General features: G+C 28.1%; 17 protein-coding genes. 10 read left to right on the forward strand and 7 right to left on the reverse strand.

Annotation, left to right across the window (positions count from 1 at the left end; translation table 11 throughout):
• Position 1 precedes the first annotated feature (1 nt).
• The 7 genes from ASUIS_RS01405 (at position 2) to ASUIS_RS01435 (ending at position 5,660) form a co-directional block, all read left to right on the forward strand.
• Positions 2 to 535 carry a flagellar basal body-associated FliL family protein gene (locus ASUIS_RS01405; RefSeq protein WP_118885364.1) on the forward strand — a complete coding sequence of 178 codons (534 nt, stop codon included), beginning with the start codon at positions 2 to 4 and terminating at the stop codon, positions 533 to 535.
• Positions 535 to 963 carry a hypothetical protein gene (locus tag ASUIS_RS01410; protein ID WP_118885365.1) on the forward strand — a complete coding sequence of 143 codons (429 nt, stop codon included), beginning with the start codon at positions 535 to 537 and terminating at the stop codon, positions 961 to 963. Before ASUIS_RS01405 ends, ASUIS_RS01410 begins: the two co-directional genes overlap by 1 nt.
• On the forward strand, positions 953 to 1,657 hold the full coding sequence (locus tag ASUIS_RS01415; RefSeq protein WP_118885366.1) for a flagellar basal body L-ring protein FlgH: 705 nt from the start codon (positions 953 to 955) through the stop codon (positions 1,655 to 1,657). The genes ASUIS_RS01410 and ASUIS_RS01415 overlap by 11 nt, the downstream gene beginning before the upstream one ends.
• A 57-nt stretch (positions 1,658 to 1,714) precedes the next feature.
• The gene (locus ASUIS_RS01420; protein ID WP_118885367.1) at positions 1,715 to 3,595 is read left to right on the forward strand and encodes a flagellar hook-associated protein FlgK; all 1,881 of its coding nucleotides are present in this window, start codon (positions 1,715 to 1,717) and stop codon (positions 3,593 to 3,595) included.
• Between the two features lie 11 nt (positions 3,596 to 3,606).
• Positions 3,607 to 4,953 (forward strand): flagellar filament capping protein FliD, encoded by a 1,347-nt coding sequence (fliD, locus tag ASUIS_RS01425; protein ID WP_118885368.1) that lies wholly within the window; start codon positions 3,607 to 3,609, stop codon positions 4,951 to 4,953.
• A gap of 105 nt (positions 4,954 to 5,058) precedes the next feature.
• Complete coding sequence (gene fliS, locus ASUIS_RS01430) at positions 5,059 to 5,415, forward strand: flagellar export chaperone FliS (RefSeq protein WP_118885369.1); 357 nt, start codon at positions 5,059 to 5,061, stop codon at positions 5,413 to 5,415.
• Entirely contained in the window at positions 5,391 to 5,660 is a 270-nt protein-coding gene (locus tag ASUIS_RS01435) for a hypothetical protein (RefSeq protein ID WP_118885370.1), read from the forward strand. The genes fliS and ASUIS_RS01435 overlap by 25 nt, the downstream gene beginning before the upstream one ends.
• Here the strand turns inward: ASUIS_RS01435 and tilS are convergent.
• Genes tilS through ASUIS_RS01455 form a run of 4 tightly spaced genes read right to left on the reverse strand, consistent with a single transcriptional unit; the run spans position 5,649 to position 9,837 of the window.
• Positions 5,649 to 6,629, reverse strand: a complete 981-nt coding sequence (gene tilS / locus ASUIS_RS01440; protein ID WP_118885371.1) for a tRNA lysidine(34) synthetase TilS — start codon at positions 6,627 to 6,629, stop codon at positions 5,649 to 5,651. The two genes, ASUIS_RS01435 and tilS, sit on opposite strands and share 12 nt — an antisense overlap.
• Position 6,630: 1 nt before the next feature.
• Entirely contained in the window at positions 6,631 to 7,971 is a 1,341-nt protein-coding gene (gene rimO / locus ASUIS_RS01445) for a 30S ribosomal protein S12 methylthiotransferase RimO (protein ID WP_118885372.1), read from the reverse strand.
• A 51-nt stretch (positions 7,972 to 8,022) separates the two neighbouring features.
• The gene (gene panC, locus ASUIS_RS01450; protein ID WP_118885373.1) at positions 8,023 to 8,841 is read right to left on the reverse strand and encodes a pantoate--beta-alanine ligase; all 819 of its coding nucleotides are present in this window, start codon (positions 8,839 to 8,841) and stop codon (positions 8,023 to 8,025) included.
• 36 nt (positions 8,842 to 8,877) lie between these two features.
• A complete protein-coding gene (locus ASUIS_RS01455) occupies positions 8,878 to 9,837 on the reverse strand; it encodes an ABC transporter permease (RefSeq protein ID WP_118885374.1) in 960 nt (319 codons plus the stop codon).
• Positions 9,838 to 9,865: 28 nt separating this feature from the next.
• On the opposite strand from ASUIS_RS01455, the gene acpS reads away from it, so the two are divergent.
• On the forward strand, positions 9,866 to 10,222 hold the full coding sequence (gene acpS / locus ASUIS_RS01460; protein ID WP_118885375.1) for a holo-ACP synthase: 357 nt from the start codon (positions 9,866 to 9,868) through the stop codon (positions 10,220 to 10,222).
• Positions 10,223 to 10,254: 32 nt separating this feature from the next.
• Here acpS and gltS read toward each other — a convergent pair whose 3' ends face one another.
• The 3 genes from gltS to ASUIS_RS01475 are packed head-to-tail and all read right to left on the reverse strand — an operon-like array spanning position 10,255 to position 12,792.
• Positions 10,255 to 11,481, reverse strand: a complete 1,227-nt coding sequence (gene gltS / locus ASUIS_RS01465) for a sodium/glutamate symporter (protein WP_118885376.1) — start codon at positions 11,479 to 11,481, stop codon at positions 10,255 to 10,257.
• Between the two features lie 13 nt (positions 11,482 to 11,494).
• The gene (ruvX, locus tag ASUIS_RS01470) at positions 11,495 to 11,884 is read right to left on the reverse strand and encodes a Holliday junction resolvase RuvX (RefSeq protein WP_118885377.1); all 390 of its coding nucleotides are present in this window, start codon (positions 11,882 to 11,884) and stop codon (positions 11,495 to 11,497) included.
• A complete protein-coding gene (locus ASUIS_RS01475; protein ID WP_118885378.1) occupies positions 11,881 to 12,792 on the reverse strand; it encodes a methylenetetrahydrofolate reductase in 912 nt (303 codons plus the stop codon). The genes ruvX and ASUIS_RS01475 overlap by 4 nt, the downstream gene beginning before the upstream one ends.
• A 79-nt stretch (positions 12,793 to 12,871) precedes the next feature.
• On the opposite strand from ASUIS_RS01475, the gene serB reads away from it, so the two are divergent.
• Together serB and ASUIS_RS01485 are read left to right on the forward strand one after the other, a co-directional pair.
• The gene (gene serB, locus ASUIS_RS01480; protein ID WP_118885379.1) at positions 12,872 to 13,498 is read left to right on the forward strand and encodes a phosphoserine phosphatase SerB; all 627 of its coding nucleotides are present in this window, start codon (positions 12,872 to 12,874) and stop codon (positions 13,496 to 13,498) included.
• Between the two features lie 2 nt (positions 13,499 to 13,500).
• A complete protein-coding gene (locus tag ASUIS_RS01485; RefSeq protein ID WP_118885380.1) occupies positions 13,501 to 14,493 on the forward strand; it encodes a transaldolase in 993 nt (330 codons plus the stop codon).
• Positions 14,494 to 14,638: the final 145 nt, after the last annotated feature.

Below are 14,638 nucleotides of genomic sequence, written 5' to 3' on the forward strand. Positions count from 1 at the left end.
TATGGCAGATGATCAAGAATCAAGAGGTTCAGGTAGTGGAAAAGGTTTAATGATTGTATTAATAGCCTTAGTAGTAATTCTAATTTTTGCTGTTATTGGGGGCGGTTATTTTCTCTATTCTCAAGGTGCAGTAGGAAATAATAATAATTCATCAGCTTCACATGAAGAAGTTAAAAAAGAAGAATCTTCAGATAAAGGTGAATCTTTTAAAGCAGATATTACTGATTTAGTTTTAAACTTAACAGATTCACGAGGAAAAGAAAAATTAATGAAATTATCTTTTTCTATTAAAAGTAATGAACCAACAATTGCTGCAATTGTAGAATCGTATAAAGCAGAAATTGTGGATGTAGTAATCTCTCAAATAAGTTCAAGAAGTTCAGAGGAATTATTAACTGTTGGAGGTAAAAATTTATTAAAAGATGAATTATTACAAGATATTAATAATGTAATAAATGAAGTTACTAAATCAAAACCTGAAATAGCAAAAAATAGTGTTAAACAAATATTGTTTACAACTTTTGTAATTAAATAATGATACTTGCAGTTAAAAGAAATAAAAAAAGAAATCTATTAAAGATTTTTATTTTATTATCTTTAGTTGGTATGTTTGGAGCTTATTATTTTTATGTAAATAAAAATTTTCAAGAACAACAACAAAAAGAGTTAGAAACAAAACAAGCTTTAAAACTGCAAGAAGAAAAAAAAGAAAAAGAAAAAAAAGATATTGAAAAAGCTATTTTAACGGAAATAGAAAAAGCAATAGATTTAGTTGGACAAGAAAATATTAAACACGTTAAAATCATTGAAGATAAAGTTATAATTATTTGTGAACCAACAACTAATCTTGATGCATTAATGGTAAGATACGGAGCTATGGCGCTCATTAAAAAAACGCTAAATGAAATAATAATAGCAGTTGACATAAATTTTATATTAAAAAGTAGATTAAATGCAAAATAGTTTTATGATTATATTTATTTTAGTGTTTTTTAGTGCTTGCACTGCTTCAAAAGAAGAGTTAGTTTTTGAAAAACCAGAAATCCAAATACCTAGAAAAAGTCCTGAACCATTAAAAAATAAAGGTTCTTTATATTCTATGCAAGGAACTTCTTTATTTGCAGATAAAAAAGATTTACAAGTTGGTGATATTATTCAAATAGTAATAAGTGAAGATTTAACATCAAAAAGTAATAATAAAAGAGAACTAACAAGTACAAGAGATAATAGTTTAGGTGGAGGATTACTAGCCGCAACTGGAACTAATACTTTAGGTGGAGCTGTTGGAAGTGCAGCGAATGATTTTAATTCAAATCTTGGTGTGAATTTTAAATCAAATAGTTCTGCTTCTGATAAAGGAAAAGTTAAAACTGAGTTGGATGAAACTTTTGCCACAACAATTTCTGCAATTATTGAAGAGACTTACCAAAATGGTAACTATTATATAAAAGGTAGAAAAGAGATGTTAATCGAAGGACAAAGACAAGAAATAATTGTAAGTGGAGTAATAAGACCTTATGATATTACTTCTGATAATTCTATAAATTCTTCTCAAATAGCAGATTTAAAATTACTATATGATAAAGATGGTACTGAATCAGATATTTTAGAAACACCTTGGGGATTGAAATTAATAAGATCAATATGGCCATTTTAATCTAATTTTAAGAAATGTAATGTAATAATTTGTAAAATTATACCTAAAGGAGGTTCTATGCTAAGTACATTGAGTGTTTCACAAACGGGACTGAATGCTGCTAAAATTGCAGTTGAAAATGTGTCTAACAATATAGCTAATGAGAATACTGCTGGGTATAAAAAAAGAGTTATTCAACTTAGTGAATTAGAACAAATGGATGCACAATTCGCAGGTCGAGGTGTTAGTGTTGATGGTACATTTAGGATTACGTCTCAATATATGTATGACAAACTTGTGTCAGAAAATAGTAAGTTAAACTATTATGATAAATTGTCAAGTATGCTAGGAAGTGTTGAATCAACATTTAAAGAGACATTAGATAGCGGTTTAACAGCAGATTTAAATAGATATTATCAATCTGTTGAAAATTTAAGATCTAATCCAAGTTCACAAATATATAAAACAGCTTTACAAAATCAGGGTAAAATTCTAGTTGAATCTCTACAAAATTTATATACAAGTGTAGAACAACAACAAGTGGGTGAAAAAAAAGAGTTATATAAAAATGTAGAAAATGTAAATAGTATCTTAAAAGAAATAGGTCAGTTAAATGAAAAAATACAAAAATATGGACAAAGTAATGACTTACTTGATAAAAGAGATCAACTAGAATTAGAGCTATCAGGTTACGTAGATATAAATGTAAATAGAGATACTGATTATTATGAACTAAAAATAGGTGGTGAAACAGCCATTAGCAGTAATACAAATGTTAGAACTATTGAAGTTAAAGAAGAAGATACTTTACAAAAAGATAAATATACTTTAATAGATTCAAGTGTAATACCTAATGTTGTACATGATGCACTAAAATATAATGAAGATTTTACACCAAAAGCAATTGATGCAAATGATGTAGTTACTTATAAATTGAATAATGAATTTGAAGTATCTGTTACTATGGGTGAATTAATATCAATGGACTGGGATGGCGATGGCACTGTTACAACAGAAGCGGTAACTACTTCAAATTTAACAAGAGCTTTAGTTCATAAAATAAATTCAAGTTCAGATATGAAAAATTCAATAACAGCATACAATGGAGATTATTCTATTGATGCTAATGGAAATAAAGTTACTAAGAATTTTCAAGATAATTTTTTAAGAATTGAATCAAAAGATGCTGGAATTGGAAATCAGTTTGATGGAAGAATTAGCATTGAAAAAAGAGATAATACAAATCCAGCAATAGTTGATAGTAGAGAATCTATTTATAGAAATGAATCTCAAAGTACAGATCCTGAATCAAGAGTTTATATATCAATATATGACAAAGAAATATCAGTTAAGAATGGTATTATAAAAGCCCAAACTGAAAATTTATCATCAGATTCACCTAATAATAAATTTCAAGGATATTTAGATAGATTAGATGCTTTTGCACAAACTTTAGGTGATATTTCAGATAAATATATTAAAACAGGAACAGACAAGTATATTTATGGAGAAGCGGCAAGTGATGAATCATTAGGAGTAATTAATTCTTTAGGTTTATTTAGTGGTTCAGGTGTAAAAACTCTAAAATTTAATGATAGTTTAGTAAATGAGTTAACACAAGATAAATTAGATTATTTAGCAACTATACAATGGAAAAGTGACTTGTCTTATGATGGAAAAGGACAAAATGTTGTTACAACAAAAAAAGCTTCTTTATCTGAGTTTTTTAGAGATTTAAGAGTAACTGTTTCAGCAGATAAAGAGAGTGTTAATTTTCTAAAAGAAACACAATCTGGTGTAAAGATGTCAATTCAATCTTCGTATGATCAATTAACAAAAGTTGATAAAGATGAAGAAATGTTAGATTTAATGAAGTTTCAAGCAGCTTATACTGCAAATGCTAAGATAATTACAGCAATAGATGAAATGTTGCAAACTTTACTTGGCTTAAAAAGATAAAAGGATAAATCATGGCTAATGGAGTTTTAGGATTAGGTTCAGGTCAAGCAGCATCTTTAAATAGTGAATTAATTGAAAAATTAAAAACGGCAGAAAGAAAATCAACAGTAGAACCAATTGAAACAAAAATAGGTAAAATGACTACTGAAAAAACAACTTTTTCAACAATTGAAGCAAAAGTAGCAGAATTTTTAGAAACTGTTAAACCTTTTGACTTATTTATTTCAGGTGGACTTAATGCATTTGAACAAAAAGGCGCAACAACTTCTGGAGATTCAGTTACTTTTGATGCTGCTGATGCAAAATCTTTAAGTAAAGGGTTTACAAGTGTTGATATAACTCAGCTGGCACAAAAAGATGTATATCAATCAAATAATGTAGATGAAACAACAAAAAATGCAAAAATAAATCAAGGTTCATTAGTTATTAATGGTCAAACTTTTGATACAACAAATAAAAGTTATCAAGAACTGGCTACTGAAATATCTAAAGAATCAGGAATGTCAGCATCTGTAGAACAAGTAGGAACAAATTCTTATCGACTGATTGTAAAAAGTCAAGAAACAGGACTTGATAATAAGTTGAATATTAGTGGAGCAGCAAGTCAAGCTTTAGGTTTTACTACTGATGGAACAACTACAAATGCAACTAATCATATATTAGAAGCTAAAAATATGATTGCAAAAGTTGATGGTGTAGAATATAACGTAGCAACTAATAATATAACAGTTGATGGACTTAAAATTATAGCAAATAAAGTTGGAGTATCTACTATAACAGTTACTGATGATACTTCAAAGCTTGAAACTCAGATGAAGAATTTTGTAGCAAAATATAATGAACTTTTAACACTTGTTGATACTGAAGTATACAAGTCAGATTCGTCTTTAGATGATAAATCATCTATTAAAAGTATAATGAGTCAAGTAAAAGATAAATTATTTAGCTCATATGGTCCAGATAGTGATAAATCATTATTTAATTTTGGTGTAGAACTTGATAAAAATGGTGGTTTATCGTTGAATACTACTAAATTTAATAAAGCAGTTCAAGATGATTTACCTGGCTTGAAAGATTTATTTATAGGTAGTGCAGAAAAAAAAGGTTTAGGAACAATATTAAAAGAAACAATAGATGAAATGAGATATGTTGGTGGAACACTAAATTCTTATGAATCTGCAATGACAAAAAGAGAAACTAAACTAAACGAAGAAAAAGATAAAGCAGAAAAATCATTAAATGCAAAATATGAACAATTAGCATTACAATTTAGTTCTTATGGTGCTCTTATAAATCAAATGGAATCATCATTTTCAGGATTAAAAATGATGATTAGCCAATCAACTTCAGGTAATTAATTTTTATAAAGAAAAAGGATTTTTCCCTTTTTCTTTTCTTCTTCATAATTAAGCAAATATATAATATACTGACAAACAAAAATGATTATTATGAGGAATAAAAGTATGGGAATAGAAGTATATAATCAACAAAATGCGATCTCGGATGATCCTTATGTTTTAGTATTAAAACTTTATGAGGGTGTAATAAAATACCTTTCATTTGTAAAAAGTGCTATGGAAGAAAAAAATGTTGAAGTAAAATTTACTTACATAAATAAATCAATAGCAATTTTTGACGAATTGAGAAATGTATTAGATTTTGATGGTGGAGAAGTTGCATATTATTTAGATGGTTTATACTTATACCAAATTGAAACTTTATTTAGTGCTGGAATTGATGATAATATCAATGCAGTTAATCAAGTTATGAAAGTTACTCAAGGATTAATTGACGCATGGAAAGAAGAAACAGGTCTTTAAAAGCATTGAGTGAATTGGTTTATATCGATTCACTTGATTCATTTGAAAAAGCAGATAGCTTAGTAAAATGGTATGATAATTATTTGGCTAATGATTCAATTTCAGATTTTGATTTAGAGTTAGAAGACTTAAAAAAACTTCAAGAACTTTTTTTTAAGAATATAAATTTCTTGAAAGCTCACAAAGAAGAGACAAGATTAGAACTTGTTAAAATGCAAAAAATGAAAAGGTTTTTAAAGAATTAATTCTTTTAAATCTATATTTTTCCAAAAAATATAAGCTCTTATATTTTTTGGTATTTTATTTGTTCTATAACTCTCTTTAGATTTTTTATCCATAATTTCATTACAGTTTGGAGCAATCCAAATATAATCTTCCAAAATTGAGATATTTATTTTATGTGAAATGGTAATCTCTTTTTGTTTTAAAATCTCATTTCTTTGGGCATTTGAGAGTAAAATTCCTCTTTTTTTTAAACTTAAATCAATAGTTCGAATATTTAAATTATCATCTTTTTGATTTAAAAATATTTCTAAGTCTTCTATTTTTTTTATTGGATTATTTTGAATACTCAAAGAGTTTAAATCATTTTGTAGATATTCAAAAGATTTTTTTACTCCACTATTAAATTCTTCTAAAAATTTATTTGAGAAATTATGTCTAAAATAGTTTCTTTTATATTTTTCATCAAAATTTGATTCATCAACAAAATATTTGTGATTATATTCTTTTAAATACATTTCTAATTCATCTTTTGTGATATTTAAAAGTGGTTTATAAATTTTGTAGTTTTCTTTTTGTTCAAACTCATTAAACCCAATGAGTTCAACTAAACCTGCACCTTTTGATAGTTGCATCATAAACCACTCTAATTTATCGTTTAATTGGTGTGCTGTGATTAGATTTTCATAAGAGTTTTCTAAAATAGTTTCTTCAAAAAATTTATATCTTATATCCCTTGCAGTTTTCTCAAAGTTTGAATTATTTTCAAGGGTAATATCTTTTATAAAAATAGATTTGTTATATTTTGAAGCAAGTTCTTTTGCATAAGAGATTTCATCTTTGCTTTGAATTCTTAAATTATAATCAACAATAGCAATATCAAAGGGAATATTTTGTTTTAAAAGTAAAAAAAATAGTGCAGTAGAATCAACTCCTGCTGAAAAAGCTAGCAGGTTTTTTTGATTTTTAACTACACTAAAATCTAAATTCATATTATTTAATTACAGTTGCTAGTAATTTATCTCCCGCAAGTTCTGTAACTCTTACTGTATATATTTGTCCAAATTTAATTTGTTCACCATCAGGTAATTCATTATCATTGATGTAAATTTCACCATCAATATCAGGTGCCCAAAGAGTTTTTCTAGCACTTAAAAGATATTCATGTTCTTCACTTTCCCCATCAACATAAACTTCAAAAGTTTTTCCAATTTCAGCTTCTAAAGATTCTTGAGTTGTTTGGGCAATAATTTCACCAATTTCTTCAGCTCTAGCATCAATTATTTCTTGCTCTACCATATCTTTTGAAAGTGCAGCAGTTGTTCCCTCTTCAGTTGAGTATGAAAATACATTTGCTCTATCAAATTTGAATTCTTCAATATATCTACAAAGTGCTTCGTGGTCTTCTAAAGTTTCACCAGGATGCCCTGCAATAAATGTAGTTCTTACAAAAGAGTTTGGTTTACTTCTCATGTGGTTCATAAGTTCATTTAGTTTTTCAACGCCTTTTCCTCTTTTCATGATTTTAAGCATTGATGGAGTTATATGTTGAAGTGGCATATCAAAATAGTTTACAAAAACTTTTGAGTCAGCAATTTTGTCTATTAAACTTAAAGTTGTAGTTGATGGATAAAGGTATAAAATTCTTGCTGTTTTAATTCCCTCAATTTTTTTAACTTCATCTATTAAAAGTTCAAGACCATTTTTTATATCTTGGTCTCGTAAAAAAGATGATGAATCTTGTGATACAAATGAAAAATCTACATAACCTTTTGAAACAAGTGATTTAACTTCTTTTACAAGTGACTCCAAAGTTCTTGAGTGAAGTTTCCCTTTAAAAGATGGAATTGCACAGAATGAACAAGTTTGATTACATCCTTCGCTTAGTTTTACGTAAGCATGATATGAAGAACCTGTGATTACTCTTTCATTTTCATCGCTAGCTAAAAATACTTCATTTGAAAATGCACTTCTTTTTTCATGTACAAGTAAATCAATTTTGTCATAATCTCCAACACCAGTGAAAACATCGATTTCTGGTAACTCTTTTTGAAGTTCACCTTGGTATCTTTCACTTAAACATCCAGCCATTACTAAAACTGACTCTTTTTTTCTTTCGTCATGAAGATTAAAAATTGTATTTAAACTCTCTTGTTTCGCACTATCTATAAATCCACATGTATTTACGATGATAACATCGGCATTTGCTGCATCATCTGTAATTGTATAATCTTTTAATTTACCTAACATAATCTCTGAATCTACAAGATTTTTAGTACAACCAAGGCTTACTAAATGTAGAGTTTTTTTAGGATTTTTTACTGAAAATTTCATATATTTATTCTTTTTATCTTAATTTTTTTGCAATTTTATCATAAACTATTGTTAAAGCCAAATATTATCTAAAAGCCTAGTATTCCCAAATCTAGCAACAACAAGAATGATTGTATTTTTAGGCTCAATAGTTTTTAATTCATTAAATTCTCTATCAACAATTGCCACATATTCCACATCTAAAGTTTTCATAATTTCATAAACTTTATTTTTTACAGCTTCAACGCTTCTTTCTCCACTTGCAATTAAAGAACCAGCCATATATAAAGATTTTGAGATTAATAAAGCATCAACTCTTTGTGTTGGGTCTAAATATACATTTCTTGAGCTAAGTGCTAAACCATCATCTTCTCTTATAATTTCACAAGGAACAATATTTATAGGCAAAAATAGATCTTTTACCATTTGAGTTATAAGTGAAAGTTGTTGAGCATCTTTTTTTCCAAAATATGCATTTGTTGGTTGTGTTAAATTAAATAGTTTTAACACAACTCTTAAAACCCCATCAAAATGTCCCGGTCTTGTTTTACCTTCTAAAATATAACTCTTATTTGGAGCTTTTATTAAAACTTCTTCTTTCCCATACATAGTTGAAATTTCAGGCATAAAAACATAATCAACTTTACACATTTCACAAATTCTTTTATCCGCTTCATCTTTTCTTGGATAAGCATCTAAATCTTCACCTGGTAAAAACTGAGTTGGATTTACAAATATTGAAACAATTACAACTTCATTTTCATTTCTTGCTTGTTTAATTAATGAAATGTGACCATTATGTAAAGCGCCCATTGTTGGTACAAATCCAACAGTTCCAGTTATATTTTTTCTAACTTCTTGCAACTCTTCTATTGTTTTTAAAACTTGCAACTCTTTTCCTTAATGATAAAATTTATATGTTAAAATCTATTTTTCTTCGTAATTTGGATTTAGTTTTAATAAAACTAAATCTGCAATCATATTACCAATTAGTGTCAAAAAGGCACCAATTATCAAAATTCCCATGATTACTGGATAATCATGTGATAAAGCACTTTGATAAAACAATAATCCCATTCCATCTATTGAAAAAATTGTTTCTAAAATTACAGAACCTCCTATGATTCCAGGAAGTGAAAGTCCAAGAAGTGTAATAACTGGTGGATATAAATTTGGCAAAATGTAGTATCTTAAAATCTGTTTTTGAGTTAATCCTCTTGCACGCGCGAAAAAGATGTAATCAGATTTTAAAATCTCAAGAGTTAAACTCCTAATATATAAAATTAAACTTCCAATTCCACCAAAAACAATAATAAAAATAGGAAGTATTAAATGCCAAGCATAATCTAAATAATAAGTTAAACTTCCATCATTTGGAACACTATGAAGTCCTGCAATTGGTAATATTTCAAAATTTATAGCAAAAATTAGAACAAATAAAAGTGCTAGATAAAAAGAAGGCATTGAAAAACTTAGAAGTGATAATTGACCTGTAAATTTATCAAAAAATGAGTTTTTATTAAGTGCTGATTTAATTCCAAAATACAAAGAGATTATAAATATCAAAACCATAGAGACAATATTTAAAATCAAAGTAATAGGCATTCTGCTTAAAATTTCATCTTTTACCATCTCTCCACTTGCAAATGAAATCCCAAAATCAAGTTGAATAATAGAATAAATCCAAGAAAAAAATTGAATATATAAAGGTTTATCTAATCCATAAATAGCTTTTAATTGCGCAATTGATTCAGGAGTAATATTTGGATTTAATTCACCACTTGCAAAAAAAGAGTTTGGAGCAGCGTTTATTGCTATAAAAGATATAAGGCTAATTATAAAAAGCATGGTGATAAGGTATAATAATTTTTTAAAAAATAGTTTCATGTTCGGATTATACAAAAGATAGGTTTAAATGATAGGTATAGATATAACTTCAATAGATAGAATAAAAAAAATGTATGAAAAGTTTGGAATAAAGGCTTATGAAAAGTTCTTAAATCCAAAAGAAATTGAGCTTATAAAAAAGCCCGAAACTGCTGCTGGATTTTGGGCTGCAAAAGAGGCTGCTTCAAAAGCTATTGGAACTGGAATTGGTGCATCTTGTGGTTTTCATGATATTAAAATATCAAAGGGAAAATTAGGAAATCCAAAAATTAAATATAAGAAAAAAGTTAGAAAGGCTTTTGGGATAAAAGATTCTCATCTTTCAATAACACATGATTCTGGTTTTGCTATGGCAGTTGTTATAAATGTTTTGAAAAAAAAGTAAAGATGCTATAAGAATTATTTCTTATAGCATTATTAAAAGAATTTTAAAATAACTTGAATTATTGTAGCATTTATTAAATCAACAAAAAATGCGCCACAAAGAGGAACAATTAAGAAAGCTTTATGAGAAACTCCATATACATTTGTTATTGCTTGCATATTTGCAACTGCTGTTGGAGTAGCACCTAATCCAAAACCACAATGACCAGCAGCTAAAACACTAGCATCATAATTTTTACCCATAACTCTAAATGTTACAAAATAAGCATATAAAATCATAACGACAACTTGAGTAACTAAAATTACAGACAATGCGCCAGCTAAATTTGATAATTGCCAAAGTTTAAGTGAAAGTAGTGCCATCGCAAGAAATAAAGATAAAGAAGCATTTCCAAATACGTCTATTGCTCTATCAAAAATTTCTACTTTTAGTATATTTTCTAAAACATTCCTTAAAATTACACCACCTGCTAATGCCCAAACAAAAGTAGGTAATTCAAACGATGTTCCTTTTGAAAAACCTGTCATAAAATCAGCAAAAGCCAAACATGCTGCAAAAAGTCCTAAAGTTGTAATTGCACTATTTGTAGTGATTAATCTTACTGCTTTTGGATACTCAAAAGGTACAAACTCATCAATTACTTTTTTATTCCCAGTGTCATTCTCATCTTTTTGTAGATGACCATTTTTAATTTTATATCTATTTATTAGAAGTTTCGCAAGCGGTCCACCAATAATTCCACCCATTACAAGACCAAAAGTAGCACCTGCCATACCAAGAGCAGTAGCATTTTCTATACCATATTTGGTTTCTAATATAGTTCCCCATGCACCAGCAGTTCCATGTCCTCCTGTGAGAGTTATTGAACCAGCGATTAATCCAATAAGCGGATCAATACCTAAAATTGTAGCAAGTGAAACACCAACAAAATTTTGAACTACAATAAAAAAAGCTATAACAAAAAGAAAGATTACAAGACTTTTCCCACCTTCTTTTAGTTTGTAAAAGTTTGCACTAAGTCCAATTGATGCAAAGAAAATGAGCATAAAACTTGTTTGAAGTTCTGTACTTGTTGTTATGCTATAACCAAAAAAGTAGTGTATAATCGTTGTACATAGTGCTGCAACAAGACCCCCTGCAACTGGTTCTGGAATATTATATCTTTTTAGAAAATCTATTTTATTTACTAAGAATTTTCCAATAAGTAAAACTATAACGGCTACAATTAGTGTGTAATATGAATTAAATGTAAAATTCATAAGTTTTTTTCCTTTATTTTAAATTATTATTTTTTAAATATCTTTCAAGTATTATTTTAGCAGCCAAAGAATCAACTCTTCCGTCTCTTTTGTATTTAATTTCACCTTTCATCATCTCTTCTGCTTCAATTGAACTCATATTTTCTTCTTGAAATTCAAAAGGAATTTCAAGTTTTAGTAAACCAACAAAATGTTTTATTCTATTTTGTGTATCTTCAGAAGAACTAGGAAATCCAACGATTAGTTTTTCGATTTCCCACTCTTTTAAAAAAGTATTTACATCACGAGCTGCTTGATCTCTATTTTTTCTTAAAATGGCATTTTGTGGAGTTACGATATTTGAAGCCAGACAAATAGCAACTCCGATTCTTTTAAGTCCCACATCAATAGAGGCTAATTTCAAGAGATAATCTCATCTGCAACATCAAATCTATTTGCTGTCATTAAATGGATTTTTGGATGAAGTTTATTTAACTCTTTGAATAAATCTTGACTTAGTTTCATTCCCACTTTATACTCTTCTTCTTCTGAAATACTATGAGCAGATTCAAGGGCATCTATCCAAAATTGAGGAACATGAATACCTGGAACTTGAGCCGATAAAAATAGGGCGGTTCTTAGTTTCGTAACTGGAAATAAACCAAAAATTAGTTGAGCTTTTTTCTTATCTCCCTCAACACCTTCTTTCGCAATGTTGAAAGATTCTAATAGTTTTTTTGCATTTTCAATATCAAAAACAGGTTGAGATATTATTCCTAATGCTCCATTTTGGATTTTATTATGCATCTTTTTTTCTAAACTTGAAAAGTTTTTTGCATAAGAATTTGTAACTGCAAATGGAAAAATCTCTTTTGGTTCAATTTTAAAAGGTCGACCTGCGAAATCCATTCCACAATTAAATGATTTTATGATTTTTAAAAGCATAATTGAGTTTGCCTCAAATACACCTTTTGAGTGTGGTTGGTCACTCATTTTTGCTGGGTCTCCGGTAAGAGCCAAAATAGCTCTAACATCAAAATCATTTGCTCCCATTAAATCAGATTGCAATGCAATTTTATTTCTATCTCTCATAGTCATTGTTGCAATTACTGGTTTTTTAAACTCCATTTGAAGTTTAAGTGATGCAAAAAGTGCATTGTATTTTAATTTTGCAAGTGGATTATCTGTGCATGAAAAACCATCAACTCTATCTTGTAGTTTAAATTTTTTAATTTTTTCAATAATATTGTGCATTGATGGTTCATGTTGAGGTGTTGTTTCAAGTGTTAAGAATTTATCTTCTTGAAGTTTTTGAATAAGTGTTTCAAACATTGGATAAACAATCCTTTAGTATATTTAGTTTTATTTGGCTAAAATTATACCCTTTAAAGAATAAAACTAGGGAAAATTAATGAAATTAGCTGTTTTTGATTTTGATTCAACACTTATGGATGGAGAGACAATTGACTTTCTAGCAGAAGAGTTGGGTATTGGTGAACAAGTTACAAAAATTACAGAAGAAGCGATGAGTGGAAGATTAGATTTTTTTGAATCTTTAACTACAAGAGTTGCTCTTTTAAAAGGAATGGATTACCAAAGAGTTGTAGATATTTGCGCAAATCTTCCTTTAATGCCAGGTGCTATGGAATTAGTTCCAGCACTTCAAAAAATGGGTTATAAAGTAGTTTGTTTTTCAGGTGGTTTTAGAATTGGTACAACTCCAGCCAAAGAAAAATTAGGTTTAGATGCTGATTTTTCAAATGTTTTACATGAAAAAGATGGAAAATTAACAGGTCTTATTGGTGGAGATATGATGTTTGGATATTCAAAAGGTGATATGCTTCAAAGAATTCAAGGTTTAATGGGAATTACAAGAGCTGATACTTTAGTTTGTGGAGATGGAGCAAATGATTTATCTATGTTCGCTCACGCTGATACAAGAGTTGCTTTTTGTGCAAGAGAAGTTTTGAAAAAAGAAGCAAATATTGTTATTGATACAAAAGATTTAACAAAAATTTTAGATTATATAAAGGCTTAATTATGAGTTTAAAAGAAGATATTAATTTCTCTTTATGGTGTGATTTTATTGAAAGAGATTTTTTAGAAACAAGATTTAAAGAGATTATCAAAAAAAATATTATTCAAGGTGCTACTTCAAATCCAGCGATTTTTGAATCATCAATTACAAATTCTCTTGCTTATAAACAACAACTTGATATGTTGCAAGCAAATAATGCTAAAACTATTTATGAAGAGTTAGCATTAACAGATATTAAAAGAGCAGCAGCTTTACTTTCTGATTTACATAAAAATGATGCTGATGACGGATTTATTTCTATTGAAGTTGACCCACTTTTATGTGATGATGCAGCAGGAACTATAGAAGAGGGAGTTAGACTTTATTCTATGATAAGTGCTGATAATGTAATGATTAAAATTCCTGCAACTGAAGCTGGATATATTGCAATGAGAGAATTAACATCAAAAGGAATAAATGTAAATGCTACACTTATTTTCTCTCCCCAACAAGCAATAAAATGTACACAAGCTTTAGATGAGGGAATCAAAGATTCAAATAAAGATATTAAAGCTGTTGTTTCTATTTTTGTTTCAAGATTTGATAGATTAGCTGATAATGAGTTAAAATTAAAAGGTTTAGAAACTTCTAAATTAGGGATTGTTAATGCAACAAAGTGTTATCATGAAATTAATAAATTTGGAAATTCAAACATTAGAACACTATTCGCAAGTACAGGCGTAAAAGGTGATGAATTAGCTCCAAGTTATTATGTGGACAATTTAATTTATCCAAATTCAATAAATACAGCACCTCTTGCTACAATCGAAGATTGGGTTAAAGATGGTTCAAAAGTGCAAACTTCTATTATGAGTGAAAATGAGTGTGATAAATATTTTGAAACTTTAAAAACAAAAGGTATCAAAATGGAAACTATTTATGAAAAACTTTTAAAAGATGGAGTTGAAGCTTTTAAAATTTCGTTCAAAGATTTACTTTCAAAATTAATTCACTAATTTTTTAAAATTTATAATGTGGCAAAACTTACTGCTACATTGTAAATTTATCTTCCTGTTTTATTACAAATCAATAACTTTTTAGCCTTAACTCCTTAAGAAACATTTAGCTAGAATTTGTATTAGTTAAATAAAATATGTAAAG

Source organism: Arcobacter suis CECT 7833 (assembly GCF_003544815.1).
GTDB classification, from domain to species: Bacteria; Campylobacterota; Campylobacteria; order Campylobacterales; family Arcobacteraceae; genus Aliarcobacter; species Aliarcobacter suis.